At 69.7% G+C, this 23,898-nt stretch carries 26 protein-coding genes and 1 tRNA gene; 10 read left to right on the top strand and 17 right to left on the bottom strand.

The features are described 5' to 3' along the window. Window positions 1–28: 28 nt before the first annotated feature. The 6 genes from K6T50_RS10390 to K6T50_RS10365 all read right to left on the bottom strand — a co-directional run bounded on the left by K6T50_RS10390 (window position 29) and on the right by K6T50_RS10365 (window position 5,746). The gene (locus tag K6T50_RS10390; RefSeq protein WP_222606531.1) at window positions 29–295 is read right to left on the bottom strand and encodes an HAH_0734 family protein; all 267 of its coding nucleotides are present in this window, start codon (window positions 293–295) and stop codon (window positions 29–31) included. A 115-nt stretch (window positions 296–410) separates the two neighbouring features. Continuing rightward, a complete protein-coding gene (locus K6T50_RS10385; RefSeq protein ID WP_222606530.1) occupies window positions 411–1,247 on the bottom strand; it encodes an ABC transporter ATP-binding protein in 837 nt (278 codons plus the stop codon). After that, window positions 1,244–2,065: an ABC transporter ATP-binding protein gene (locus K6T50_RS10380; protein WP_222606529.1), complete on the bottom strand. Its 822-nt coding sequence runs from the start codon at window positions 2,063–2,065 to the stop codon at window positions 1,244–1,246. The genes K6T50_RS10385 and K6T50_RS10380 overlap by 4 nt, the downstream gene beginning before the upstream one ends. Continuing rightward, a complete protein-coding gene (locus K6T50_RS10375; protein ID WP_222606528.1) occupies window positions 2,058–3,461 on the bottom strand; it encodes a branched-chain amino acid ABC transporter permease in 1,404 nt (467 codons plus the stop codon). Before K6T50_RS10375 ends, K6T50_RS10380 begins: the two co-directional genes overlap by 8 nt. Continuing rightward, window positions 3,458–4,405, bottom strand: a complete 948-nt coding sequence (locus tag K6T50_RS10370; RefSeq protein WP_222606527.1) for a branched-chain amino acid ABC transporter permease — start codon at window positions 4,403–4,405, stop codon at window positions 3,458–3,460. Before K6T50_RS10370 ends, K6T50_RS10375 begins: the two co-directional genes overlap by 4 nt. 6 nt (window positions 4,406–4,411) lie before the next feature. Beyond that, window positions 4,412–5,746: an ABC transporter substrate-binding protein gene (locus K6T50_RS10365; protein ID WP_222606526.1), complete on the bottom strand. Its 1,335-nt coding sequence runs from the start codon at window positions 5,744–5,746 to the stop codon at window positions 4,412–4,414. Window positions 5,747–5,880: 134 nt separating this feature from the next. Between K6T50_RS10365 and K6T50_RS10360 the strand changes: the two genes are divergently transcribed. Both K6T50_RS10360 and prs read left to right on the top strand, forming a co-directional pair. Further along, window positions 5,881–6,741 (top strand): HVO_0234 family beta-propeller protein, encoded by an 861-nt coding sequence (locus K6T50_RS10360; protein ID WP_222606525.1) that lies wholly within the window; start codon window positions 5,881–5,883, stop codon window positions 6,739–6,741. A gap of 145 nt (window positions 6,742–6,886) precedes the next feature. Next, window positions 6,887–7,738, top strand: a complete 852-nt coding sequence (gene prs / locus K6T50_RS10355) for a ribose-phosphate diphosphokinase (RefSeq protein WP_222606524.1) — start codon at window positions 6,887–6,889, stop codon at window positions 7,736–7,738. Between the two features lie 30 nt (window positions 7,739–7,768). Here the strand turns inward: prs and K6T50_RS10350 are convergent, their stop codons facing one another. Next, entirely contained in the window at window positions 7,769–8,011 is a 243-nt protein-coding gene (locus K6T50_RS10350; RefSeq protein ID WP_222606523.1) for a DUF8151 family protein, read from the bottom strand. Window positions 8,012–8,092: 81 nt separating this feature from the next. Between K6T50_RS10350 and K6T50_RS10345 the strand changes: the two genes are divergently transcribed. The 7 genes from K6T50_RS10345 to K6T50_RS10315 all read left to right on the top strand — a co-directional run bounded on the left by K6T50_RS10345 (window position 8,093) and on the right by K6T50_RS10315 (window position 12,102). After that, on the top strand, window positions 8,093–8,323 hold the full coding sequence (locus K6T50_RS10345) for a DUF7860 family protein (protein WP_222606522.1): 231 nt from the start codon (window positions 8,093–8,095) through the stop codon (window positions 8,321–8,323). Between the two features lie 194 nt (window positions 8,324–8,517). Next, window positions 8,518–8,841, top strand: a complete 324-nt coding sequence (locus tag K6T50_RS18935; RefSeq protein ID WP_222921174.1) for a TM2 domain-containing protein — start codon at window positions 8,518–8,520, stop codon at window positions 8,839–8,841. Window positions 8,842–8,915: 74 nt separating this feature from the next. After that, window positions 8,916–9,377 carry a zinc ribbon domain-containing protein gene (locus K6T50_RS10335; protein WP_222606521.1) on the top strand — a complete coding sequence of 154 codons (462 nt, stop codon included), beginning with the start codon at window positions 8,916–8,918 and terminating at the stop codon, window positions 9,375–9,377. A gap of 49 nt (window positions 9,378–9,426) precedes the next feature. Beyond that, window positions 9,427–10,050, top strand: coding sequence for a uracil-DNA glycosylase (locus tag K6T50_RS10330; protein ID WP_222606520.1), 624 nt, complete (start codon window positions 9,427–9,429; stop codon window positions 10,048–10,050). A 92-nt stretch (window positions 10,051–10,142) separates the two neighbouring features. Further along, on the top strand, window positions 10,143–10,652 hold the full coding sequence (locus tag K6T50_RS10325) for a hypothetical protein (RefSeq protein ID WP_222606519.1): 510 nt from the start codon (window positions 10,143–10,145) through the stop codon (window positions 10,650–10,652). A gap of 138 nt (window positions 10,653–10,790) precedes the next feature. Next, on the top strand, window positions 10,791–11,210 hold the full coding sequence (locus tag K6T50_RS10320; RefSeq protein WP_222606518.1) for an HIT family protein: 420 nt from the start codon (window positions 10,791–10,793) through the stop codon (window positions 11,208–11,210). A 100-nt stretch (window positions 11,211–11,310) separates the two neighbouring features. Beyond that, complete coding sequence (locus K6T50_RS10315; protein ID WP_222606517.1) at window positions 11,311–12,102, top strand: CpaE/TadZ family protein; 792 nt, start codon at window positions 11,311–11,313, stop codon at window positions 12,100–12,102. 133 nt (window positions 12,103–12,235) lie between these two features. On the opposite strand, the gene K6T50_RS10310 is transcribed toward K6T50_RS10315, so the two are convergent. After that, window positions 12,236–12,751 (bottom strand): DUF7858 family protein, encoded by a 516-nt coding sequence (locus K6T50_RS10310; RefSeq protein ID WP_222606516.1) that lies wholly within the window; start codon window positions 12,749–12,751, stop codon window positions 12,236–12,238. A gap of 168 nt (window positions 12,752–12,919) precedes the next feature. Between K6T50_RS10310 and K6T50_RS10305 the strand changes: the two genes are divergently transcribed. Continuing rightward, window positions 12,920–13,780 carry a transcription initiation factor IIB gene (locus K6T50_RS10305; protein WP_222606515.1) on the top strand — a complete coding sequence of 287 codons (861 nt, stop codon included), beginning with the start codon at window positions 12,920–12,922 and terminating at the stop codon, window positions 13,778–13,780. Between the two features lie 61 nt (window positions 13,781–13,841). On the opposite strand, the gene K6T50_RS10300 is transcribed toward K6T50_RS10305, so the two are convergent. The 9 genes from K6T50_RS10300 to K6T50_RS10260 form a co-directional block, all read right to left on the bottom strand. Beyond that, a complete protein-coding gene (locus K6T50_RS10300) occupies window positions 13,842–14,504 on the bottom strand; it encodes a nucleotide-binding protein (protein WP_222606514.1) in 663 nt (220 codons plus the stop codon). After that, window positions 14,501–15,280 (bottom strand): DUF7857 domain-containing protein, encoded by a 780-nt coding sequence (locus K6T50_RS10295; protein WP_222606513.1) that lies wholly within the window; start codon window positions 15,278–15,280, stop codon window positions 14,501–14,503. Before K6T50_RS10295 ends, K6T50_RS10300 begins: the two co-directional genes overlap by 4 nt. An 84-nt stretch (window positions 15,281–15,364) precedes the next feature. Next, on the bottom strand, window positions 15,365–16,288 hold the full coding sequence (locus K6T50_RS10290; RefSeq protein WP_222606512.1) for a DUF7856 family protein: 924 nt from the start codon (window positions 16,286–16,288) through the stop codon (window positions 15,365–15,367). Continuing rightward, the gene (locus tag K6T50_RS10285; protein ID WP_222606511.1) at window positions 16,285–16,623 is read right to left on the bottom strand and encodes a DUF7855 family protein; all 339 of its coding nucleotides are present in this window, start codon (window positions 16,621–16,623) and stop codon (window positions 16,285–16,287) included. Before K6T50_RS10285 ends, K6T50_RS10290 begins: the two co-directional genes overlap by 4 nt. 67 nt (window positions 16,624–16,690) lie before the next feature. Next, window positions 16,691–16,975: a DUF7854 family protein gene (locus tag K6T50_RS10280; RefSeq protein ID WP_222606510.1), complete on the bottom strand. Its 285-nt coding sequence runs from the start codon at window positions 16,973–16,975 to the stop codon at window positions 16,691–16,693. A gap of 6 nt (window positions 16,976–16,981) precedes the next feature. Continuing rightward, window positions 16,982–21,199 carry an LAGLIDADG family homing endonuclease gene (locus tag K6T50_RS10275; protein WP_222606509.1) on the bottom strand — a complete coding sequence of 1,406 codons (4,218 nt, stop codon included), beginning with the start codon at window positions 21,197–21,199 and terminating at the stop codon, window positions 16,982–16,984. A 69-nt stretch (window positions 21,200–21,268) separates the two neighbouring features. Beyond that, window positions 21,269–21,709 carry a group I intron-associated PD-(D/E)XK endonuclease gene (locus tag K6T50_RS10270; RefSeq protein WP_222606508.1) on the bottom strand — a complete coding sequence of 147 codons (441 nt, stop codon included), beginning with the start codon at window positions 21,707–21,709 and terminating at the stop codon, window positions 21,269–21,271. A gap of 53 nt (window positions 21,710–21,762) precedes the next feature. Beyond that, window positions 21,763–21,833 (bottom strand) — tRNA-Pro (locus K6T50_RS10265). 62 nt (window positions 21,834–21,895) lie between these two features. Then, window positions 21,896–23,752 carry an SLC13 family permease gene (locus K6T50_RS10260; RefSeq protein ID WP_225935301.1) on the bottom strand — a complete coding sequence of 619 codons (1,857 nt, stop codon included), beginning with the start codon at window positions 23,750–23,752 and terminating at the stop codon, window positions 21,896–21,898. Between the last annotated feature and the right edge of the window lie 146 nt (window positions 23,753–23,898).

Genomic DNA, 23,898 nt, shown 5'->3' with positions numbered 1-23,898 from the left:
GAAAACCGGGGGCGAAGTCGTCGGGCGCTCAGACGTTGAGGTCGCCGCCGGACTTCACGACATCCAGGGCCTCGGCGTCGATCGTGTCGACCTCCAGCCAGTGGGGGACGTACGTCCGCCGCTCGAAGTCCTCGCGCTCGTCGTCGCTGCCGATGGTGCACCACAACTGCGGCTCGTCGGGACCGTGGTAGTCGCCCTGCCGCTGAATGGAGAAGACGCGCATCTCCTCGCCGTCGTAGTCGATGATCCCGTCCTTGCGCAGTCCGGGGTCGCCGTGGACGATGAGCTTCTTCATGCGCCCGGCTTGGCGGGTTCGTACACTAAGGGTTTCGATGCCTCGCGTCTCCGAACGGCGCGGCGATCCGACGACGCGGCGCCCCCGACGGCGGGCGACGCCGACGTGGCGACGACTACCCGCCGAGGTACAGCCGCGACACCTCGGGGTTGTCGAGCAGCGCGTCCGCCTCGTCGGCATACGCGACGGTTCCCTGGTCGAGCACGTACCCCGAGTCGGAGATGGACAGCCCCTTGCGGGCGTTCTGCTCGACCATCAGGATCGCCGTTCCGAGGTCGTTGACCGCCAGCACGTCGTCGAACACCTCGTCGGCCGTGTTGGGCGCCAGCCCGGCCGAGGGCTCGTCGATGAGCAGGACGTCCGGCTCCATCACGAGCGCGCGGGCGAACGCGAGCACCTGCCGCTGGCCGCCCGAGAGCGTCCGAGCCTTCGCCTCGCGCTTCTCGGTGAGGATCGGGAACCGGTCGTACAGCTCGTCGATCACCGGTCCGAGGTCGTCGTCGCGGGCGACCCCGCCCATGCGGAGGTTCTCCTCGATCGTGAGGCTCCCGAACACGTTCTCGGTCTGGGGCACGTAGCCGATCCCCTCGCGGACGACCTCCTCGGGGGCCAGCCCGCCGATGTCGTCGCCGCGGTAGCGGACGTGCCCCGACCACGGCGTCAACAGCCCGAACACCGTCTTCAGCACCGTCGACTTCCCGGCGCCGTTCGGGCCGATGAGACACGCGATCTCGCCGTCCGACAGCGACAGCGAGAGGTCGTCGAGCACCTGCACGTCGCCGTAGCCGCTGTCGACGTGCTCCACCGAGAGGACGGGCTCCTCGGCGGCGGTGTCCTCGCGGGCCCCGTCCTCGGCGGCGGCGTCGTTGGCGGCAGCGTCGTTGGCGGCGGCGTCTCCGGCGTCCCCGGAGTCTCCGGCGTCTGCTGCCGACTGGTGCCCTCGGTCGCTCATTCGCCCGGCCCTCCGAGGTAGGCGTCGACGACGCGCTGGTCGGTTCTGACTTCCTCGGGCGTCCCCTCCACGAGGACGCTGCCCCGGTCCAGGACGACGATCGGGTCGGCGAGGTTCATGATGAACTCCATGTCGTGTTCGATGATGCACAGCGTGACGCCCTCCTCGTTGAGGCGGGCGATGTGCTCGCGGAGCGCGTTCGCGAGCGTCGGGTTGACCCCCGCGACCGGCTCGTCCAGCAGGAGCACCTCGGGCTCGGCGAGCATCGCCCGCGCGAGCTCGACCAGCTTCAGCTGGCCGCCCGAGAGGTCGGTCGCCGGCTGGGTGGCGAGGTGGTCGATCTCGAACTGCTCCAGCATCCGCTGGGCGTCCTCGATGTTGCGCGTCTCCGCGGCCTCGACCTCGTCGGGGCTGGTGAACAGCTTCACGAACGACTCGCCGGGCTGGCGCTGTGGCCCCACGAGCATCGCCTCGCGGACGGTCATCCCCTCCAGCTTGCGGGGCGTCTGGAACGTCCGGATGAGCCCCTCGTCGGCGACCTCGTGGGGTTCGGCGCCCGTCACGTCGGTCCCGTTGACCGTGACGGTGCCCGCGTCGGGCTCGTAGAAGCCCGACACGAGGTTGAAGATCGTCGACTTCCCGGCGCCGTTGGGGCCGATGAGCCCCGTAATGCTCCCCCGCTCGACGGCGAAGGAGGCGTCGTCGACGGCGACGAGGCCGCCGAACGCCTTGTGGAGGCCGTCGACGCGCAACACGGCGTCCTCCTTGTCGAGGTTCGGGCCATCGTACAGCGCCGGCCTCCCCTCGCTCTCACTCATCGGTCTCACCCCCGTTTCGGACCGCGGGCTCGTCCGGCTCCCCGTCGGGACCGGCGTCCGTCCCGTGTGCGCCCGCGGCGGCGTCCTCCTCGATCGTCTCGCGGGGGTTCGTCTCGCCCGGCCCCGCCGAGGCGGCGACCGACGACGGCCAGATGAGCTCTCGCTGCGGCGGAAGCACGCCCTGCGGGCGGAACCGCATCACGAGGATGATGAGCACGCCGACCGCGAGCAGCCGCGTCGACGCGAAGTTGTTCACGACCGTCGCGTACGTGCTCGTCACGAGCGGCAGGTCGACCGGGAACGACGCCGGCAGCACCTCCCCGAGGAAGCGGGTCCCCTCGCGGATGGCGATGACGACGAAGCCGCCGAAGATCGCCCCGCGGTTCGACCCGCTCCCGCCGAGGATCACCGCGATCCACACGTAGAACGTGTTGATCGGCGCCAGGTCGCCCGGGCTGACGAAGAGGTTCAGGTGCGCGTAGAACACGCCCGCCAGCGCCATGATCACGCTCCCGAGCACGAACGACTGCATCTTGAACGCGTAGGTGTCCTTCCCCAGCGCCTCCGCCAGATCCTCGTCCGAGCGGATCGTCGCGAGCACGCGCCCCCACGGCGAACGGTGGACGCGGCGCAACACCGCGTACACCGCGGTGACCATCGCGAGCACGAGCGCGACGTTCAACAGCGCCTGCCAGAACGGCGCCCCGAGCGTGAACCCGAGGAGTCGCGTCGTGAACACCCCCGGGAGCCCGACCGCCAGCTCGTGAACGCGGACCCCGGGCAGCGTCTGCGGGAGCGTGCCCAACACCGGCCAGCCGTCGAAGAAACCGGGGAGCCCGCGGAGGCCGGCGCTCCCGTTCGTCACGCCGCGCTGGTTGAGGAACAGCAGGCGGACGACCTCCGCGAGCCCGAGCGACGCGATCGCGAGGTAGTCGGCGCGCAGCCGCAGCGTCGGGATGCCGATGGCGACGGCGACCGCGGCCGCGAGCGCCACCGCGAGCAGCAGGCCGAGGACGGTGAGCGGGAGGAGGCCGTAGAGCCGCGCTCCCGAGACCCACACCAGCTCCACGCCGGCGAGGCTGAGTCGCCATCCGTCGGCCCCGACCGGCGAGTTGCCGGCGGTGAGCAGCGCCGTCCCGTAGGCGCCGATCCCGAAGAACGCCGCGACCGAGAAGTTGATCAGCCCGGTGTAGCCCCACTGCACGTTCAGCCCGAACGACAGCAGGACGTACATCCCGACGAGGCCGACGAGGTACAGGAAGTACGTCGGCGCCAGCCCGCCAGTGACGAGGCCGACCAGTAGCAGCGCCGCCAGCACGACCACGAAGCCGGTCACGCCCCGTTCCGCGCGGGTGAGCTCCCCGAACCACCCGCGGACCCCGTCGACGACGTTCACACCGCCTCCTCCCCGGCGATGCCGGACGGTCGCACGAGCAGCACGGCGACCATGATCAGGAACGCGATGGCGTTCGCGTACTCGATGCCGATGGGGATGCCGAAGCGCTCGGGAAGGAACGGGATCTCCTGCCCGAGTCGCGGGAGGATCGGCGTCAGCTGGTTGATCATCCCGATGAGGAAGCCGCCGGCCATCGCCCCGTACACGGATCCGATCCCGCCGAGGATGACGGCCGCGAACACGACCAGGAGGATGTTGAACCCCATCCGCGGCGAGATGTTGCTGTAGAGGCCGAGGAAGACGCCGCCGGCGCCCGCGAGGCCCGCGCCGATGACCCACGTCCAGATCTCGATCCGGTCGGTCCGGATCCCCGAGACCCGCGCGAGCGAGGGGTTGTCCGCCGTCGCGCGCATCTTCCGGCCGAGGTCAGTGTACTGGAGCAGGGCGTGCAGGCCGGCCACCAGCACGACGGCGCTGGCGACGATCGCCACGTCGTGCAGCGTCATGCGGATCCCGAACGGGAGCAGCGCGTCGATCGGTCGCAACAGCGGGATCTGGAACTCGAGGAACCCGGTGCCGAACCCGAGCTGGACGATCGCGCGATACACGAACGCGACCCCGATAGACGTGATGAGCAGGCCGATCGAGCCGACATCGAGCGGTTCGTAGACGATCTTGTGGGTGAGCACCGCGACCGCCGCGGCGACCGCGACGCCGACGACCAGCGCGAGGAAGAAGCCCAGCGGCAGCCCGAGCACCTCCGCCCCGAGCGAGCCCACGAAGCCGAACGTCACCAGCGCGGTGTAGGCGCCGACGGTCATCGTGTCGCCGTGGGCGAAGTTGGCGAAGTTCGCGATCGAGTACACCAGCGAGAGCCCGATGCTGGACAACACGATGATGCTGCTGAACACGAGCCCGTTCGCCAGATATTCGAGAACCGACATCGAGGGTTAGCCCTCGATCGTGCCCGAGGAGACGTACTCGTGGTCCTCCACGGTGAGGATCTGCAGGAACCCGACCGGATCGCCGTTCTCGTCGAAGTCGATCGGGCCGGAGACGCCCTGGTAGTCGATGTCGTCGGGCGAGCCGTCCTCGCCGAGCACCTCCATCGCCTCCGCGAACGTGAACACCTCCTCGCCCTCCGGCCGGGTCACGTCGCGGACGGTCTCCTGGAGGGCCGCGCCGGTGAACTCGTCGGCGGTCGCGATCGACAGCGCCGCCGTGACCACGCAGTCGTAGGCGAACGCCGACCACGAGGTCGGCGACTCGCCGTACTCGGACTCGAACTCCGAGGCGAACGCCTGGTAGTTGTCCTGATCGACCGCCGCGGAGGGGACGACGATCGTCATGCCGTCGAGGCTCCCCTCGGGCGTGTTGTCGAGCACGTCCGACCCCTGGACGGAGTCGGCGCCGTAGAACTGTGCCTCGTAGCCGTTGGAGTACGCCTCCTGGGCCATCGAGGTGAACTCCGGCTGGTAGGTGATGAACAGCCACGCATCCGCGCCGGAGTTCGCCATCCCGGACACCGTCGAGGAGTACGACGACTGCCCCTGGTCGTGGGGCTGGTCGTAGGCGATCTCGCCGTCCCACTCCTCGCGGAACGTCTCGGCGAGCCCCTGCCCGTAGTCGTTGTTCACCCACGCGAGCGCGACCGAGTCGTAGCCGTCCTCGCCGATGATGTTCGCCAGCGCCGTCGACTGGGTGCTCCCCGTCGGCGACATCCGGAGCAGTCCGGGGAAGTCCGTCAGGTCCGGGCTGGTGGAGTTCTGGCTCAACTGCACCACGTCGGTCCCCTGGATCACCGACTCGTAGATCGCCAGCGAGACGCCCGAGCCGACGGCGCCGATGACGAACGGGACGCCGTCCTGGTTGACGAGCTTCTGGGCCGCCGAGACGCCGGCCTGCGACTGGCTCTCGGAGTCCTCGACGATGATCTCCAGGTCGCGTCCGCCGATGCCGACCTCGTTCACGTCGGCGAGCGCGAGGTCCTTCCCGCGCTGGTTGCGCTGGCCGAACGCCGACAGCGATCCGGTGAGCGAGTCGACCATGCCGATGGTGTACGGCCCGGTGTCCCCGCCGTCGTCTCCGTCCCCGCCGTCGTCGGCGGTGGTCTCCTCGTCGTCGCCGTCGCCGCCACCGCCGCCGTTCGGTTCCTCGGTCGCGGTGTCGGTCGCCGGGTCGTCGGTCGTGCTACAGCCGGCGAGCCCGGCCAGTCCCGCGAGCCCCGCGGCCCCGGACAGCCTCAGTACGTCGCGCCGGTTCGGTTCAGTGTCATCTGCTACCATGGCTAGCGGTATCTTTTCTCTACAGCCTTATCCCTATCTCCCTTCCCGAGCGACGCGAACGGCCTCGTCGCGGACGGGACGCCCTCGACGAGCGCTCCGCGGGGCTTATTCGCCCGGCCGCCGCACCCCCGCGTATGCCGACCATCGCCGAGAAGCGCGTGTTCACGAAGCGCGACGACGTGGTGCGGGCGCTCGCGGCCTCCTCGATGGGCGTCGTGGGCGTCTCGCTGTCGGGCGACCTCGTGGGCGAGTTCGGGTTCGAACACCGCTGTGACGCCCGGGACGTGGCCGCCCGCGGCGACGCCGTCGCCGTCGCCACCGCGGAGGACGTGCTCGTCGGCGACTTCGAGCCGACGGGACACGGCCCCGCGGTCGCGGTGAGCGTCGCCGGCGACGGCGTGCTCGCGGCGGCGCCCGACGGCACCGTCTCGCTGCTCGGCGGCGACGCTGCCGACGGCGACAACGACGAGCACGACAGCGCGTGGACCGCCGTCGGCGCCGTCGACGACCCCCGCCGGCTGGACGGCCGACTCGTCGCCGCCGGCGACGGCGTCCACCGCCTGACCGACGGCGAACTGGAGTACGCCGGCCTCGACGACGCCAGGGACGTGAGCGACCGCGGGGTCCCGCTGGCGGTGACCGGCGACGCGCTGTACACCCTCGGCAACGGCTGGATGCGCGACCTCGACGCCGGCGGCGACGGCGGTGACCCCGGAACCCTCACGGAGGGCGGAGCGTTCCGCTGTGTCGTCGCCGACGCGGACGGCGAACGCGCGGTCGCCGCCACCGACGCGGCGGTGTTCGAGCGCCCCGACGCGACCGCGACCGAGTGGGTCCGCCACGACGAGTCGGGCGTCGTCGACGCCGCGTTCGCGGGCCGACACCTCGTCGCGGTCACCGACGGCGGCGAGGCCCGGGTGTACGCCGACGGGGGATGGCGCGGCCGGACGCTCGGGCTGCCCGACGTGCGGGCGGTCGCGGTGCCGGGCGAGTAGCGGCGCCGCAGGGCGAGTAGTGACGACGACGGCCGAGTAGTGGCGCCGCCGTCCCGTCCTCGATCGGGTCGCCGCGGGCTGTGATGCCGCCGCACGCGTCGCCCGAGTAGGAACGCGTTTGTATCCGGCGGCGGGAACGACGTGTATGATCGTACCCGGGTCCGCGTCGCAGGCGCTCGCGGCCGCCCTCGCCGAGCACACCGGCCGCCCGCTCGCCACGCCGGAGTACCGCTGGTTCCCGGACGGCGAGGAGTGCGCCGCCGTGCCCGAGTTCGCGGGCGAGGAGGCCGTCGTCGTCGCCGCGACCGACTCCAACGACGCGCTCGTCGAGCTGCTCCAGCTCCAGGACGCGGTCCGCGAGGCCGGCGCCGAAACCGTCACGACCGTCATCCCGTACATGGGCTACGCCCGCCAGGACCGGGCGTTCGAGCACGGCGAGCCCGTCTCCGCGCGGGCGGTCGCCCGCGCCGTCTCGACCGGCACCGACCGCGTGCTCCTCGTGACGCCCCACGAGGCCGACGTGGCCGACTACTTCGACGTGCCCGTCGAGGTGCTGGAGGCGGCGCCGCTGCTCGCGGAGCCGCTGCCCGCCGACCTCTCGGAGCCACTGTTTCTCGGCCCCGACGCCTCCGCCGAGGGGCTCGCGGTCGCCGTGTGCGACGCCTACGGCGGCGGCGAGACCGACTTCTTCGAGAAGGTTCGCGACTACGACACCGGCGAGGTGACCGTCAGCCCCAGCGACGCGGACGTGGCCGACCGCGACGTGGTCGTCGTCGACGACATCATCGCGACCGGGTCGACGATGAGCGAGGCGGTCGCCGCCCTTCGCGACCGCGACTGCGGCGACGTGTACACGGCGTGCGTCCACGGGATGCTCGCGAGCAACGCCCGCACGAAGCTCGCCGCCGCCGGCGTGACGCGGGTGATCGCGAGCGACACCCTCGAACGCGCCGAAAGCGACGTGTCGGTGGCGCCGCTCGTGGCCGACGCGCTGTAACCGCTCGACAGACGCGCCGTCGCCGCCCGCTCACCGGGAGGCGAGGACGTGCCGCATCCGGGGGAGCGCCTGCCTGTAGCCGACGAGGTAGACGCCCCAGAACAGCGCGAGCGCCCCGATCACGGCGTCGACCGCCGCGACCTCGGGCGCGGTCGCCATCGTCGCGGCCGCCGCCCGCTCGAAGTGGATCCCGATCCCGGTGAGCACGACCGACGCGAGCAGTACGAAGAGATACTCCGCCGCGACCCACGCGGCGTCGAACAGTCCCGACATACCCCCAGGGCCGCCGTCGGCGAGGGAAACCCTTTCGGTCGGACCGAAAGCGCTAATCGACCGGATCGGAAAGTCGCTCGTATGTCAGGCAGGTACGGGAACCTCGATTACCCGACGCTCACCAGGCGCGCGCTGCTCGGCTGTGTCGCCGTGTTCCTGCTCGCGGTCGCCGTCGAGGTCGGCGCCGCGGTCACGGGGACGGCCCTCCCGCCGTGGGAGCACGCGCTGCTGGTCGACCTCGAACTGTTCGCCGTCGTCGGCGCGTTCCTCTCGGTGTTCGTGTTCGGCGTCGCGCTGCCGCTGACGGAGTAGCGCAGTCCTGTCCGGACGCTGATACGGATCCCGACGGCCGGTTCACCGCAACTGTCGCACCGGTCGACAGCGCCCGCTGACTCGGTGGAAAGTCGGGTCCGTCCGGCGATCGGGTACGTGCAGTATATTTCGTCTATCGTGATCGATATTCAACCAGTATACTTATTGTAGTTGATGAAAGGTTTGACACGAAGATGAGCAATGCAACTCCCGGCGCCGACGAGCAGTTCTGCAGCAGTTGCGGCGAAGTGATCAAGAAGGAAGCGGAGATCTGCACCGAATGTGGCGTGCGCCAGTCGGGCGGGTCCTCCTCGGGCTCGAAGGACAAGACGAGCGCCGCCCTCCTCGCCATTTTCCTGGGCGGGCTCGGCGCCCACCACTTCTACCTCGGGAACACCGGTCGCGGGATCATCTACCTCGTCTTCTCGTGGACGTTCATCCCGCTCCTCGTCGGGCTCATCGAGGGGATCATCTACCTCACGAAGTCCGAGGACGAGTTCCAGCAGCAGTACGCCTGACGTAGCGATACCCGCCATTTTTCGATGCACGCCATCCATCCAAGCCCCGGGACCGCCGATCGCGGATCACAGCCATGACCAAACGGAAGGCGGCCGACGAGGTGTTCTGTCGCTCCTGTGGGGCGGCGATCAAGCAGGCGTCGGAGCTGTGCCCCAACTGCGGGGTCCGAAACGACAACTACAGCCCCGCCAGTAGCGGCGGCGGTCGGGGCGGCGTCCACGACCCCGCGCAGTACGAAACCTCGGTGTCCGACACCTGGTGGTACGGCGTCGCCGCGGGAACCGGCATCTGGGTGCTGCTCGTGCTCGCGTCGGCCCTGGGTGGCGATCTGGGCGCCGGCGGCGGGATACTCGTCCTGATCGGGTGGGCGGGGCTGCCGCTGTCGGTGTACTTCGACAGCCAGTACGTCCGCGCGAACTCCGAATGGGACCCGAACGTCGCGGTCTGGGTGATCCTCTCGGCGATCTGGTTCCTCAACATCGCCGCTGGCGCGGCCTACCTCTATCGGCGCCATCAGGTGCTCGGGGAGCCCTGATCGCGGTCGGAGCGAAACCGCCAATCGCCGCGGCCCCGAACTCGACACCGTGACCGACACCGAGGACCCGATCCGGCACCCGGATCCCGACGATCGGCTCGTGATCGAGCCGGACTGCTCGCGGTGTCCGGCGCTGGTCGAGTCGCGAACCCGCATCTCGTGGGGCACCGGTCCCCGGGACGCGAGCGTTCTCGTCGTCGGCGAGGCACCCGGAGCCGGCGACCCCGACGCGGACACGTGGAAGGGCGGCAACCACACCGGTTGCGCGTACACGTCCCGCCACTCCGGCCGTCGCGTGCGTCGGCTCATGCGCGAACTCGGCTACGGCGACGACTGCTTCTTCACGAACGCGGCGAAGTGCCACCCCGAGGACAACCGCGACCCGACCGACGCGGAGCTGTCGAACTGCCGCGGCCACCTCGAAACCGAGTTGGGGATCGTCGACCCGGCAGTCGTCGTCACGACGGGGAAACACGCGACGGCGACGCTGCTCGCGTTCGAGGGGATCGAGCTGGACGGCTTCCTCGACTCGGTGTGCGAGCCGATCGAGTGCCCGACGCTCGGCGTGACGTGTCTGCCGATCCTCCATCCGAGCTACCGGGAGGTGTGGCTCTCGCGCTTGGGGCTGAGCGCCGAGGAGTACCGGGAGCGGATCGCGGTGCACCTGCCGTAACGGGCGGGTCGGGGAGGTCAACGATGGTCGCCCCCTCGATCACGAACGAATGGGATAGCAACAGATAACTAGGGCTTCAGAGCACTTCGCTCATGCCCGCCGCCGACCCCTACATCGTCAACCGACTCAACGGGAACACCGAGGGATTCTTCGACGTCTCCGACCGCTACGACACCGACGAGGTCGAGGAGCTGTTCGCCGTCTCCGAGGTCGAGTTCGTGGTCGGCGGAGCCGGCGCGGGGATCCCGTACGAAGCACACGACGGAACCCGGACGTCGTTCAAGACGGACGTGGTGACGCACCGATACTCGCAAAACGGGATGTGCGTGATCTCGGGGTCCCGTATCGACATCGTCTCCGAGGAGGGGTACTCGTGGTCGGTTCCGTTCGGTTCGATCGACGCCGTCGGGCACAACGGCGTCTGGAACACCACGACGTACGGGATCATTCGGACGAAGACCGAGGACCGGTTCCGGTACAGTCTGTCCCTCGTCGTCGGCGGGACGGTGGTCGAGATCAACTCGACCGAGTTCGAGTTGGAACCCAACAGGCCCGACATCGTGGCCGTGGCCGAGTCCATCGCCGAGTTCATCTCGACGTAGGGGCACGATCTGCCCCGTGCGCCGGCGTCCGTCGACGAACGCCGTGTCCGACGGCGCTCTCGTCTCCCGGGTGTCGGGCGCGGTCGTCGGGGCAAGCGGCCCCTATCTTGAAGCGTGATGCCGACACACCGATCGTCCATGAGCGACGACTGCATCTTCTGTTCGATCGTCGCGGGCGACATCCCCGCCCGCGTGGTCGCCGAGACCGACGACGCGCTCGCGTTCCTCGACGCGAACCCGATGGCCCGCGGCCACACCCTCGTGATCCCCAAGGCGCACCACCGGCGCGTCGCCGACCTCTCTCGTGAGGAGTCGCGCGCCGTCTTCGACCTCGTACACGACCTCGCACCCAGGATCGAGGACGCGATCGACGCCGACGCCCACACGATCGGCGTCAACGACGGCCCCGACGCCGGCCAGGAGGTCCCCCACGCGCATGTCCACGTCATCCCGCGCTTCGACGGCGACGGCGGCGGACCCATCCACGTCGCCGCCGGCGAGCGGCCGGACCTGGACGACGACGAGTTGGACGAGATCGCCGACGCGATCGGAGCGTAGTCACCGTCCCCCTCGCGGTCGCCGAGCGCCGTCCCGTTCCCGATCTTGTTCCGCGACCAGAGACACGTAACTATATAGCGGATGCGGGCACAGGAGCCGCATGGCCAGCATCCGATCGCTCGCGTTCGTCGGCGCCGTCGGCGGCGCGGGCACGACCCGAACGGCCGTCGAGTGTGCCGCCGCGCTCGCGCGTGACGGCCGCGAGGTCGTCGTTCTCGACGCCGCCTACGCGACGCAGGGGCTCGGCGAGTTCGTTTCGGGCCGCATCGATCCCGACGTGACGGCGCTGTGTCTCGATCCCGACCGACCGCTCGCCGACGGGCTGTACGACCTCGATGCGGCCGTTGACGGCCGCATCGAACTCGCGCCGGCACACGCGCCCTTCGAGCGCCTCGCCCGCGCGACCGACGACGACGCCGCGCAGGTACTCGCCGACCGAGCAGCGGAGGCCGTCGCCCGCGCCGACCACGTGATCGTCGACGTTCCGCCGGTCGCCGCCAACCCGGCGATCGCCGCGGTCCACGCCGTCGACCGCGTCGCGATCGTCGCCCCCGACACCGACCACGGCGCCGACGGCCGGCGACGACAGCGGGACCTGCTCCGCGACATCGACGCGCCCGACGGCGACCCCGCGAGCGTCGCCGTCGCCGCTCCCGGGTCCGCCGGGTCAAGCGACGAGTCCGGAAGCGCCGAGGCCGACGCGGACGCGACGATCCCTCGCGGGCCGAGCGAGTTCGCCGCCGCGCCGGCGTGTCTCGGCACGGACGCGTTCGCCGCCGGCGTCGTCGCCGCGACGGAAACGCTGTTCGAGACGGAACTGGGGGTCGAGTTCGAGGACCGCGGGGTGATCGGGCGGCTCGGCGCGGGTGTCGACCGCGTGCGCAGCGAATAGTGAGAAACGGGCGGCGCCGGGCGAGATCGACGCCGTAGTCGACACAGTCCCGAACCGACGCGCTGAACGGAGTCAGCGCAGGTCGACGGCGGCAGTCCGTGAGTTCCGTCCCGAACCGATGCGCTGAACGGAGTCAGCGCAGGTCCGAGACGGAACTCATCGTCTCCCCGAGGGCGTCGCGCTTCTCCACGCTCGCGTTCCCGCCGTCGGCCAACGCGCCGCGGGCGACGTCGGCCAGCTCCGGCACCGGCTCGTGTGACTCGACGTAGCTCGCGAGCGCGAACGCCGCCTCTTCGCCGCCGCTGAGTTCGAGCGCGTCCGCACGCGGGATCTCGCCGGCGAGCCAGTCGCGAACCACGCGTCGGGCGGTCGGCGCCAGCGGGGAGACGCCCTGCACGCCGCAGCGGTGGAGGACCTTCGCGGCCGTCACGGCGGCGACGCCGGCCTCGCGTGCGCTCGCGCCCACGCTGTGGCCGCGGGCGTGGTGATCGAGCACCACCGCGGCCGCCTCGGGCGTACACGCCAGCGCGTCGGCGTGGGGGGCGAGCCGGGAGGCGAGGTCGCCGCCGGTGTCGTCGACCGAGGCGACGCCGCGCGTCTCCTGACGTGCGGTCACCTCGATCCCGGCGGCGATGTCGGGGAGCGCCATGGTCACGCTCGGTCGCCATCCGATATAAATTCGATCGTCAGAGTCGATACGATAACGTGACTGTTGTGAGTAACGTACCGGTTATCGGTACGTTCGAGCGCGCTCGAGCGGGTCGGGAGCGGCGGATCCCCCCACACATAAGTATGGGTTCGGGACCGACGTTCGAGTATGGCAACGAGCACGACGGCGTGTCCGGAATGCGAGGGTCGAGTGCACGCGGACGGCGACGAGGCGGTGTGTAGCGAGTGCGGGCTCGTCGTCTCGGCGGACCGCATCGACCGCGGCCCCGAGTGGCGCAGCTTCGCGGACGACGACTGCGATCCGAGGCGGACCGGGGCACCGCTCACGCGCTCGCGCCACGACCGCGGCCTCTCGACGGAGATCGGACACACGCGCGTGAAGGGGCGCAAGCGCCGGCAGTGGGCCCGGATGCGCAGACAGCACACGCGGGCGCGGATCTCCTCGAAGCGAGACCGAAACAAGGTGTACGGGTTCACCGAGATCCGGCGGATCGTTTCGGCGGCCGGGCTTCCCGAGTCGCTGCGCGATCAGGCGTGTTCGCTGTTCGAGTCGGCCCAGGACGCCGACCTGCTTCGCGGACGCTCGCTGGAGGGGTTCGCCGCCGCGGCGGTGTACGTCGCCTGCCGGGTCGCCGGCGTCTCGCGCACCCGCGGCGAGCTCGTCGCCGAGGCGAAGGCCGACGCCGACGAGCTCCGCGCCGCCTTCGACGCGATGAACCGCGAGCTCGGCCTCCCCGTCGGACCCATCGATCCCGTCGAGTATCTTCCCCGGTTCGCCACGGAACTCGGGCTCGATGCCGCGGTCGAACGCGCCGCCCGCGAGTACCTCGATGTCGCCCGCGACGAGGGGCTCACGAACGGACGGAACCCCTGCGGCGTCGCCGCGGCGTGTCTGTACGCCGCCGCGCGCGACGCGGACGCCGACTGCACGCAGGCGGCCGCGGCCGACGTTGCGGACGTGACTCCCGTTACGCTCCGCTCGTCGTACATCGAGCTACGTGAGGAGTGACGGGGACCGGGTGACGGAGATGGAATAAAACCGCCGGAGACGACTTGAGCCGATTCTCTCCTTACGCGACCGCACACCGCCGAACGGCCGCGGCGAGTTCATCGACCGCCCGCGCGGCCGCCGACTCGGCGTCCGTTTCCACCACCGGCGTCTCGGTCGCGAGCGAACGCGCGAGCCGCGGGTCCGCAGGCACCGCGGTGGCGGGCGCCCCGAGCGCGCGTCCGACCGCCTCCGTGGGCGGGTCCTCGACGGTGCGGTTGAGCGCGACGGCCGCGAGCCCGCAGTCGAGTTCGCGGGCAAGCTCGCGGGCCGCGATCGCGTCCGCCAGCGCCCACCGCGTCGGCGACGCGACGAGGAGACAGGCGTCGGCGACGGCCAACGGCGCGCCCGCGTCGACCCGCAGGCCGGCCGGCGAGTCCACCACGACGTACTCGTAGCCGCCGACGGCGACCGCCTCCCGGAGTCGGCGCACGTCCGCCAGTCGCGCCCCCGCGAGCGTCCGACCGCACGGGAGCACGTCCACCGCCCCCGGCCGAACGGCCTCCGCGGGCGTCGCCCGGTCCGCGAGCACGTCGTGGAGATCCGGCCCGCGCTCGCGACCGCCCGGCAGGTCCGCCATCGTGAGGTCGGCGTCGACGACGAGCCCGTCAAGCGCGCCCGCCAGGTTGTACGCCAGCGTCGACTTTCCGACACCGCCCTTCCCGCCGGCGACGGCGACGATCACGCGAGGCGCTCCAGCGCGTCGGTCGGCACGTCGACGGTCACCGCCCGGGTCGCCAGCGAGTCGGCGCGGGCGGCGAGCCCCTCCAACGCGGTCGCGTCCAGCGCGACGAGTTCGGCCAGACCGTCGGGATCGATGTCCGCCTCGAGCAGTTCCGTCGCGTCCGCGACCGACCCGTCCGCGAACGTTTCCGCCCGCGAGATCCGACCCTCGACGGTGTCGAGATATCGCGCGACCGCCGGGGGAACGTCCGTCGGCGCCGCCGTCGCCTCCGGCGGCGACTTCGACTCCCCGCATCGGTCGGGAGTGGCCGCCGTTCCGGATGGGTCGCTCGGGCGGTCAGGGGTCGCGGCGGGGGCGGCGGAAGCCTCGTCGCCGGCGGCGACCGAAACCGCGTCTGGTGGCGGTCTGTGGTCCCCCAAGTCGCCGATAACGGTGTCCATCGGGTCGGCCTCCGCGGCCGACGGGTCCCCGACGGCGACGAGCTCGACGGGCGCGTCGTCGCTCGATGGGTGTTCGTCGGACCGACCGCGTTCGTCGACGGCGACCCGACAGGCGTACCCGAGCGCGAGCTCGGAGTCGGCGGCGACGACCCCGTCGTATCCGTCGTCCGACCAGCCCGGTTCGGGCGTGCCGTGTCGCCGCGGCGGGAGCACCGGGCCGTGAAGGCGGTTCTCGATGCGAACGCGGCAGGCGACCGGCTCCGTGTTGCGGACACGGACGGCGACGAGCGCGACGCCGCCGGCGGTCGTGACCGTCGAGTCGAGCGTGACCGGCATGGGCGTGCTGGTCCCGGTATCGGCGATAAACGTCCGCACGCGACCCGGCGTCACCGCGGACACCGTGGGCGTGGGTCGTGGCTCTCACTCGGCTCCGACGAGGACGACCGGCGTGCACAGCCAGTCGCGTGCCGCGGTCGCGTCGACGAAGCGGTCGACTCCCACGACGACCGGGTCGGAACGCTCGGCGATGCGGATCGCGGCCGCGTGGGCGACGACCGCGTCGCCGTCGAAGTCGCCGGGGTCGTCGCCGACCTCGGCGTCCGCGGCCCTGCCGTCGACTGGATCGACTTCGGAGTGAAACGCCGCGACCGCGTTCGCGAAGGCCGGATACACCTCGCGGGCGAGGTCGCGTCGCGCCTCCCGCCGGCGGTTGGCGAGCGCGTCGCGCAACCGGAGGCGTCGCTCGCGGGCGTCGCGAACCGACCGCGAACGCTCGGCGGCGCGGGCAAGCGCCTGGTCGGCGGCGACGCGCTCGGTCTCGGCCTCGCTCAGCGCCCGCGTCGCCGCCTCGAACTCCGCCCGCAGCGAGTCGACCGTCGTCGCGTCCGCGTCCGCGGTGGCGCTCGTGTCCGCATCGTCGCTCGCGTCGTGGGTCGTCCGTTCGCGCGCCTCCGCGAGCCGCCCGCGGAGCGTGGCCGCCCGCTCACGAAGCCGATCCACGTCGGTGCCGGCGGCCGCCGCTCGACGCCGTGCGGCGGCCAACGCGTCGCTCGCGGCGTCCGCGGCGTCGTCGCCGTCGGCGGCCCCTATCTCCTCGGCCGATTCGTCGAGGGCGGTTCGGAGCCGACGACGCTCGTCGTCGGCGGGGTGCTCAAGACCGCGCTCGCGGGCGGCGGCGGCGAGCGCGCGCCACAGCGACGGCGGCCGATCCGTCAGCGTCGCCAGCGGGTCATCCGGATCGAGTTCGAGCGCGGCGCACGCGCCGTCGACGGTTCCCGCGGCCGCGGCGCGTCGGAGCTCCCCCGACTCCGCCGGAGCGACACGATCGGCGAACCGCCGGGTCACAGCTCGGCGTCGCGCATCGCCGCCGGATCGGGGTGGTCGGCGCCGACGGCGAACTTCGTGTACGGCGTGCTCGGCGCGTCTCGGTCCTCGTAGGCGACGGCCGCTTCCCGGACCGCCGGTCGCACCGCCGCGAACTCGTTGAACGGCTCCGTCTGCTCGACTTGCACGTCGGTCCCGTGTTTCGCACGGAGGCGACACGCGAGGAAGGCGCCCAACTCCGTCTCGGCGAACAGCGCCGCCCGACCGAACCGACGGACGACGGTGTCGTCGTGGCTGCGACAGACGTTGCGAAGCGTCGTCCGCGCCCCGCGCGAGTACGTCACGACGAGTAGCATACGCTCACAGGTTCGGTTTCCAATATAAACGTACTGAATCGCGTATCGAAGTCGAGACCGCCGTGCCCTACAGCGGTTCGACCGTCACGTCCTCGGGATCCATCCCGTCGTCGACGGCGGCGAGCGAGGCGATCCGCTCGCGGGCCTCCGCGGGGTCGCCGGCGACGACGACGCGCCCCTCGCCGGGGCCGTCGACGGCGCGATACGCCCGGCGGTCATCCACTTCGAACTCGGTGGCGTACGTCCGCAGCACGGTGGCGACGCGACGCTCGGTGTCGGCGAGGTCGGCCTCGCCGTCCTCGAACGCGCGGATGGCGTCCTCGACGTTCCGGAGCGCGGAGATTCTATCCATCGGCGGTTACGTCGTCCGCACGTAGCCGGACTGCGGCTCGTAAATTTCCCCGCGCGTCCGGAGCTTCTCCAGTTCCTTCTCGGCCTTGCCGGCGTCCATCCCGACCTCGTCGGCCCGCTCCAGGATCGTGTCGACGGGCGCGCCGGGCTCGTCCTCGTACTCCTCGGCGATGGTGCCGATCAGCTCCTTGATGTTCTTGATCCGGTCGCGCTGGCTCTTGCTGGTCCCGGTCTCGACCACGTCGGCGTCGAACTGTCCGGTCTCGGGGTCGACGCCGATGTCCTGGAGACACGAGCGGACGATCTCGATCACCCGCGTCGCGTCCTCCTCCTCGACGGTGTCCGACAGGCGGACCCGCGCACTGGCCTCCGAGAGCCGGACGAGCGCCTCCAGCTTCCGGGCGGTGACGGGCACGGGGGCGTCCTCGTCGGCCCCCTTCGCCCGGAGGTCGACGTAGAACTCGCGGATCGCCGCCTTCGCCTCGTCGGTCATCGTGGGGTAGCAGTTGCGCTTGGCGTACGCGATGTACTTGCGCAGGAGCTCGGCGTCGATGACCGGCGCCACCTCCTGGGTCACCTCGTCGACCTCCTCCTGGGTGAAGTTCGAGGCCGCCATCTCCGTGCGCTGGGTGTTCAACTCGCCCGCGTAGTTCGTCGTCAGGATGTGGTCCGCGAGCTTCGCGTCGTGGTCCGGGTCGGGGCTGTCCGTGACGGTGAAGATGAGGTCGAACCGCGAGATGAGCGCCGGTTCGAGGTCGATCTGCTCGCCGATGGGCTCGTACTGGTCGAAGCGGCCGTACTTCGGGTTGGCCGCGCCGAGGAGCGAACAACGGGACTTCAGCGTCGCGTTGATCCCGGCCTTGGAGATCGAGATCGAGTTGTGGAGCGCTACCCCCGAACTGACGAACGTGTTCGTCGGCTCGACGGTGATGTCGTACACCCAGTCGGTTTCGTATTCGCCGTCGTTCGCGACGGTCTCGACGTCGGTTACACGGTAGTACCGTAGGTCACATCGGTCGGCAAGCGCCTCAGTCCGGCGTTCTGCCTCGTCCATGGCCTCGCGAACCGCCGTCGTTGCGCGTTCGGTCAGGTTCTCACGCGTCTCGGAGTCGTATCCGCCTTTCTCGGCGTAGTGGATTCGGCTCGTTGTGACGCCGTTCAGCTGTTCCGCGAGTTGCCGTCCCGACCAACCGACCGCCGACCGGATCGATCCCAGATCGTCCGCACGGTCGATCGCGTCGCGGACGGTCCCGATCCGTTCGTGAAGCGTCTCAACCTCCCCGGTGACGGTTTCGACGCGAACCCCGTACCCTTCGTCCAGGTTCTCGCGGAACCGCCCCGTCTTCCCGAGTCCGGTAAGCGTTCGCAGTTCCCGGATCTCTCGGGCAGCGCTCGTCGGCAGTACGTCGTGATGACGCGGAGTCCGTTCGCTTCGGTCGACGAACTCCTCCGCCTGTTCGTGACGCTCGTCTGCCGGGTCGACGACAGCGTCGACGAATCGGTCGGTCGAATCACCCATCACGTACGTCTTCCAGGCGTCCTCCGCGGTGTCGTGGTGGATCCGGGAGGCGATCCCGAGCTTCGCGAGCGCGTCGGCGTAGTCGCGCGCCAATCCCTCCGAGGCCGTAGAAAAGGACATCGCCTCGCTCTCGACGCCGCCGTCGCCCGCGAACGCTCCGACGAGGAACCGTCTGATCTGTTCCTCGGACGCACCGAGGACCCGGGCGGGAACCCGTTTCTCGCGAGCGGTGTGCATGAATTCGGGGAAGTTCTCCTCGAACCAACGGTAGAGCTTGGTCGACACCCATCGCTGAGTTACTGTTCCCGCAGCGTTCGTCGTGTCGGTACTCATAAACCCGAACACGCGGGACATCAACTCGTCCATCCGCGCGAGAAGCCGTTCGTCCTGGTTCGAGAACCCGATCTCGTGTGCCGATCCCGCGTACGAGTGGCCCTCGGCCGTGAGGAAGCCGAGGATCTCGGCGAGGTCACCGCTCAGTTCGTCCGGGAGGGTAACATCGCGTTCTTTCCCGACGTGGGGTTCGTCCGTCAGACTGACCGGGCTCGCGGAGTTGGGGAGTTTCCGGGGTGCCGGCACGAACGCCCCCTCGTCGATGTTCTCCGCTTCGATCGTTCCGGTCACACCGCCGTCATCGACGAACATCGGATGCTCCGGGGTCACGAGCACGTCGCGGCCGTTCGAGAACGTCACACGAACGAACTCCTCGGGCGCCTCGTGTCTGCTCACCCGATCGATCGGGAGCTTCGTCGTCTCGTTCGTCTCGAAGTCGACGGAGTGAACGCCGGCGTCCTCGATCGGGAGGATCTCACAGTCGACACCCTCTACCACGTCGTCCGAGCGTGCAGCCATTCGCTCGTCCACGAACTCGCCGATCCGAACGCGTCGGCCATCCGCGAGGAACACCTCGGATTCCGGGTGATACGACTGCTGTTCGAGCGCTTCGTGCATTGCCGACCTGTCGTTCGAATCCATCTTATCCAGCTCGTCGACGGCGGCGATCCCCTTGTCGGCGAGTACGAGTGCTCCGGCCTCCAGCGTCCACTGCTGGCCGTCGCCGAAGTCGTCGCGAACAGCTGCGGCAGTAAGCCCTGCCGCTGAGCTGCCCTTCCCTGACGTGTAGACCGACCGCGGAGCGATATTCTGAACGTACGACAGCATCTGGGAGTTGTGCGAGACGATCCCGTTCGAGATGTAGCTGTGAGTCCCCGCTACTTCGAGGTCGTACACCCAGTCGTCATCGGGTTGAACGTGTTCGATGGTCACGATCCGTTCCCACGTACGGGTCATCGATGTCTGACGGAATTCAGGCTCCGACGGGCGGACAGTAGCCGTTCCGCCGTCGGTTCGCGGTTCCGATACGGCAGCGATCGTCGCCCCTTCGGAGAGTTCGTCCGCACGAACTGCGTGGTGTCCCTCACCCGCGCGAACGAACAGCGGGTGCGACGGCGTCACCTCCAGCTCCCGACCGCTGCTCGTCAGGATCCGGAGCATCTCGTCGGGCGCCTCCCGCTTCCACACCTTCGTCGCCCGCCGCGACTCGATCTCCCCGTTCGACCCAAGCGACGGGACCTCGAATCCCGCCTCGTCCCACACACCGTCGTCGACCGGCTTCGGTTCGTCGAGGTTCGACTCGACGAGCTCCCGGATCGGAATGTCACGACCGTCCGCGAGCGTCACTCGGGTATCCCCGTCGACGCACTTCCCCGTACCCGGGTCTCCTATCAGAAGCATATGCAGGTCGCCACGGATCCGCGACCCGTCCGGAAGGTGCTTCGTGACCCCCGAGAACAGCTGGAGGATCATCGAGAGCTTCTCCTGGTCGTAGCCGTAGATCGACGGCGCGACCGAGGCGACCATCTCCTCGTAGATGTCGTCGTGGTTCGAGAGTTCGAGGATCTCCTGTTTGTCCTCGTCGGTGATATCCATGTCCTCGAACTCCTCGTCCTCGATGACGAGCGAGACCCCCTCCATGTACGGGTCGAAGACGGTCGTCTTCTCCTGGCCGGAGGTCACCTGCTCCATCTCCAGGCGGCCGACCACGGTGACGTGGTCGCCGGGGGTCACCTGCCCGCACACGTCGTCCTCGAGGTTCACGTCGATGCTCTGGGGCGTCTCGCCGCCGCGGAGGCCCTCGGGCGACTCCTGAACGCGGAGCTGCTGGGAGTCGATGAACTTCGACTCGTTGTTGTTGACGCGGAAGGGGCCCTGGCGCTCGCAGCCCTGGCACTCGTGGGGCTCCTGGAAGCCGGAGTCGTTCTGCGGGATGTACGTCATCGTCCCGCAGCGCTGGCACTCGAAGGCCGCCTCGGTGATCTTTGGGCGCACGTCCGTCGCCTTGCGGACGATCCCCTGCACCGCGACCATCGATCCGATGTGGTCGTTGCTGACCCGGATGGCGCGGATGTCGATCGTGTTCTCGCGCGGGAGCCCGCGCATGCGGACGTGGGCTTGTCCCAACGAGATGTCGACCGGGAGGTCGTACGTGCGCAGCGCCTCCTCGGCGATCTCCTGCATCTCTCCCGGGCGGTTGAGGTAGCGCTCGGCGAGGTCGGGGTCGAACGTGTACAGGTCGTCGTACTCGACGTACAGCGACCGCTGTTCCTTCGGGTAGTTCTGGGCGAGGCGGGCGATGTCGTCGCTGTAATAGGTCCGGTAGAAACTGAGGAACGCGTCGACGTCCTGCCCCTCGGAGACCTGACTCATTGCACAGAGGTAGCCACCTCATCGGGTAAGAACTGTCGCCTCTCGGTGGAAGTGGTCCGGCAGGAGCGGTCAGTTCGCGATGTCGTCGGGCCAGCGCTCGTCGAACTCGTACTCCTCGGCCCAGTTTATCGACGAGTCACGCTGCTTTGGCTCCTCAACTCGGAGGTGCATCGCGGTCCCGACACGGTCGCCCGGAACGAGATACATCGTCTCCAGATCGTGGCAGTACACGATGAACAAATCGACCTCACCGCCGTAGCTCTTGTACACGTGTCCGGTGGAGTTCGTGTGCTGTGACTTCCCACGAACGTACACGCAGCCGTTCAACACCGGACCGGTTTTGATCTGTACGGATCGGAACCCCTCCGCGGATTCGATCACGATGTCGTATCGTTCGTTGTCACCGATCGGTCTCGATACGGCGATGCCACGTCGCTGTAGCTCCGCGATGACGACGGACTCCGTGTAGTTCCCCTTCCGATGGCTCGGCATCTCGTCTAGCGAACGCATACGCTCGTTGGTCCGCTATCGTGTTTGAACGCTCGCCGCGAGAAGAACTCGGATGGGACCGCCGAGAGTCGAACTCGGGTCCAAGCGTCCCAAACGCCAGAGGATACCACTACCCCACGGTCCCGTACCTCGCCATCGCCCCCGGCCGAACTAAACCGTTCCGTTCGCTTCGTCGCCGAGACGGACTCACAGCCCCAGTCCGAACACGACCGGGATCCCCAGCGTCGTCACCACCGCGAACAGCGCCTGCAACGGCGCGCCAACGCGCACGTAGTCGGTGAAGCGGTACCCGCCGGGACCGTACACGAACAGGTTCGTCTGGTAGCCGACGGGCGTCATGAACGCCGTCGACGCGGCGAACGTCACCGCCATGGCGAACGCGAGCGGGTTCGCGCCGAGGGTCGCCGCGACCTGCAGGGCGACGGGGATCATGAGCACGACGCTGGCGTTGTTCGAGATGACGTTCGTGAGCAGCGCCGTCACCACGTAGAACGAACCCAACAGCACCAGCGGCGGGAGCACGTCCGCGCTCGCGACGATCGCGTCCGCCAGCAGCCCCGCGGTCCCGGAGGTCTGCATCGCGATCCCCAGCGGGATGACGCCCGCGAGCAGGAAGACCACGTCCCACTCGACGGCCTCGTACACCTCGCCGGGCTTCAGACAGCCCGTGAGGACCATCGCGAGCGCCCCCGCGAGCGCCGAGACGACGATCGGCAGCACGTTCGCGGCCGCGAGCCCGATCACGAGCGCGACGATCCCGGCGGCGACGACCGTCCTCGACCGGCGGTAGTCGTGCGTCTCGATCTCGCGCGCGAGGATAAAGTTCCGGTTGGCGTCGAGCCGTTCGATCGAGGGCTCGCTCGCCTGCACGAGGAGTGTGTCGCCGACGCGCAGGGGAATGTGATCCATGCGCTGTCGAACCAGCTCGCCGCCGCGCCGCAGCGCCAGCACGGTCGCGTCGTAGCGTTGCCGGAAGCTGGCGGAGGCGAGCGACTCGCCCACCAGCGACGACCCGGGCGCGACGACGACCTCGACGAGGTTCTGTGCCTCCTCGGCGGCCTCCAGCTCCGCCTCGTCGACCACCTCGGGGATGAGATCGAGGCCCTCCACGTCGAGCAGGTCGACCAGCGTCGCCCGGTCGGTTCGCACGGCGAACACGTCGCCCGCGCGGATCTCCTTTTGCCCGAACGGTTCGAGGAACGTCCGGTTGCCGCGGACGAGCTGGACGAGGTCGACGTCGAACTCCGTCTCCGAGAGCGCCGTCTCGACGCGCTGGCCCACCAGCGGGGAGTCCTCGCGGACGACGACCTCGGTGAGGTAGTCGGCCATCTGGAACTCCTCGGTGAGGTCCGCGCGCGGCGCGATCCGGGCGGGCGTGAGCCACCGACCGACGGTGAGCAGGTAGATCGAGCCGACGACCAGCAGCACCGCGCCCAGCGGGAGGAACTCGAACATCCGGAACTGCCGTGCCACGTCGGCCGGCGCGAGCGTCGCGTACAGGTCCGACGCGAGGATGTTCGTGGAGGTGCCGATGAGCGTCAGGGTCCCGCCGAACATCGACGCGTAGCTCAACGGGAGCAGCAGCTTCGACGGCGAGGTCTTCCCGCGCTCGGCCAGGTCGATCACCATCGGGAGGAGGATCGCGACGGCGGCGGTGTTGTTGATCAGCCCGGAGATCGGGCCGACGACGCCGATCGTCGCGCCCAACTGCTTCGTCTCGTCGCCTTTGGTGAGTCGGGCGATGAACGCGCCGAGCCGCTGGACGATGCCGGTCATCCGCACCCCCTCCGAGAGGACGAACATCGCGAGCACCGTCAGCGTCGCCGGGTTCGCGAAGCCCGACAGGCCCTCCTCGACGGAGACGAGTTCGAACGGCTCGGCGAGCAGCCCGACGTTCGCGAGCGCGAGCGATGCCGGACCCGAGAGCAACAGCGCGACGAGAATGCCGATCGCGGTGATGTCGACCGGCACGGGTTCGGTGACGAACAGCACGAGCGCCGCGAGGATCACCGCGAAGACGAACAGGATCTCGGGCGCGAGCACGACGGATTCGACACCGGCTGCGGGCAAAAAGGGTGCGGGACCGGAGCGACCGGGCGACAGGGCGACGGGGCGAGGGGCACCGTCCGCGTCGGCGGTCCGCGTCGTACCGCCCCCGAACGAATTTCGCACGGTCCGACAATCTGACT

This window comes from Halobaculum magnesiiphilum (genome assembly GCF_019823105.1).
Classification (GTDB): domain Archaea; phylum Halobacteriota; class Halobacteria; order Halobacteriales; family Haloferacaceae; genus Halobaculum; species Halobaculum magnesiiphilum.
The sequence above is the reverse complement of the archived record's forward strand: the minus strand, read 5'-3'. Positions and strand labels throughout refer to the sequence as shown.

What these genes read in the sequence shown, in the direction of transcription:
- K6T50_RS10390 (WP_222606531.1), bottom strand. Translation starts at nt 295, where the DNA reads ATGAAGAAGCTCATCGTCCACGGCGACCCCGGACTGCGCAAGGACGGG.
- K6T50_RS10385 (WP_222606530.1), bottom strand. Translation starts at nt 1,247, where the DNA reads ATGAGCGACCGAGGGCACCAGTCGGCAGCAGACGCCGGAGACTCCGGG.
- K6T50_RS10380 (WP_222606529.1), bottom strand. Translation starts at nt 2,065, where the DNA reads ATGAGTGAGAGCGAGGGGAGGCCGGCGCTGTACGATGGCCCGAACCTC.
- K6T50_RS10370 (WP_222606527.1), bottom strand. Translation starts at nt 4,405, where the DNA reads ATGTCGGTTCTCGAATATCTGGCGAACGGGCTCGTGTTCAGCAGCATC.
- K6T50_RS10365 (WP_222606526.1), bottom strand. Translation starts at nt 5,746, where the DNA reads ATGGTAGCAGATGACACTGAACCGAACCGGCGCGACGTACTGAGGCTG.
- K6T50_RS10360 (WP_222606525.1), top strand. Translation starts at nt 5,881, where the DNA reads ATGCCGACCATCGCCGAGAAGCGCGTGTTCACGAAGCGCGACGACGTG.
- prs (WP_222606524.1), top strand. Translation starts at nt 6,887, where the DNA reads ATGATCGTACCCGGGTCCGCGTCGCAGGCGCTCGCGGCCGCCCTCGCC.
- K6T50_RS10350 (WP_222606523.1), bottom strand. Translation starts at nt 8,011, where the DNA reads ATGTCGGGACTGTTCGACGCCGCGTGGGTCGCGGCGGAGTATCTCTTC.
- K6T50_RS10345 (WP_222606522.1), top strand. Translation starts at nt 8,093, where the DNA reads ATGTCAGGCAGGTACGGGAACCTCGATTACCCGACGCTCACCAGGCGC.
- K6T50_RS18935 (WP_222921174.1), top strand. Translation starts at nt 8,518, where the DNA reads ATGAGCAATGCAACTCCCGGCGCCGACGAGCAGTTCTGCAGCAGTTGC.
- K6T50_RS10335 (WP_222606521.1), top strand. Translation starts at nt 8,916, where the DNA reads ATGACCAAACGGAAGGCGGCCGACGAGGTGTTCTGTCGCTCCTGTGGG.
- K6T50_RS10325 (WP_222606519.1), top strand. Translation starts at nt 10,143, where the DNA reads ATGCCCGCCGCCGACCCCTACATCGTCAACCGACTCAACGGGAACACC.
- K6T50_RS10320 (WP_222606518.1), top strand. Translation starts at nt 10,791, where the DNA reads ATGAGCGACGACTGCATCTTCTGTTCGATCGTCGCGGGCGACATCCCC.
- K6T50_RS10315 (WP_222606517.1), top strand. Translation starts at nt 11,311, where the DNA reads ATGGCCAGCATCCGATCGCTCGCGTTCGTCGGCGCCGTCGGCGGCGCG.
- K6T50_RS10310 (WP_222606516.1), bottom strand. Translation starts at nt 12,751, where the DNA reads ATGGCGCTCCCCGACATCGCCGCCGGGATCGAGGTGACCGCACGTCAG.
- K6T50_RS10305 (WP_222606515.1), top strand. Translation starts at nt 12,920, where the DNA reads ATGGCAACGAGCACGACGGCGTGTCCGGAATGCGAGGGTCGAGTGCAC.
- K6T50_RS10295 (WP_222606513.1), bottom strand. Translation starts at nt 15,280, where the DNA reads ATGCCGGTCACGCTCGACTCGACGGTCACGACCGCCGGCGGCGTCGCG.
- K6T50_RS10285 (WP_222606511.1), bottom strand. Translation starts at nt 16,623, where the DNA reads ATGCTACTCGTCGTGACGTACTCGCGCGGGGCGCGGACGACGCTTCGC.
- K6T50_RS10280 (WP_222606510.1), bottom strand. Translation starts at nt 16,975, where the DNA reads ATGGATAGAATCTCCGCGCTCCGGAACGTCGAGGACGCCATCCGCGCG.
- K6T50_RS10275 (WP_222606509.1), bottom strand. Translation starts at nt 21,199, where the DNA reads ATGAGTCAGGTCTCCGAGGGGCAGGACGTCGACGCGTTCCTCAGTTTC.
- K6T50_RS10270 (WP_222606508.1), bottom strand. Translation starts at nt 21,709, where the DNA reads ATGCGTTCGCTAGACGAGATGCCGAGCCATCGGAAGGGGAACTACACG.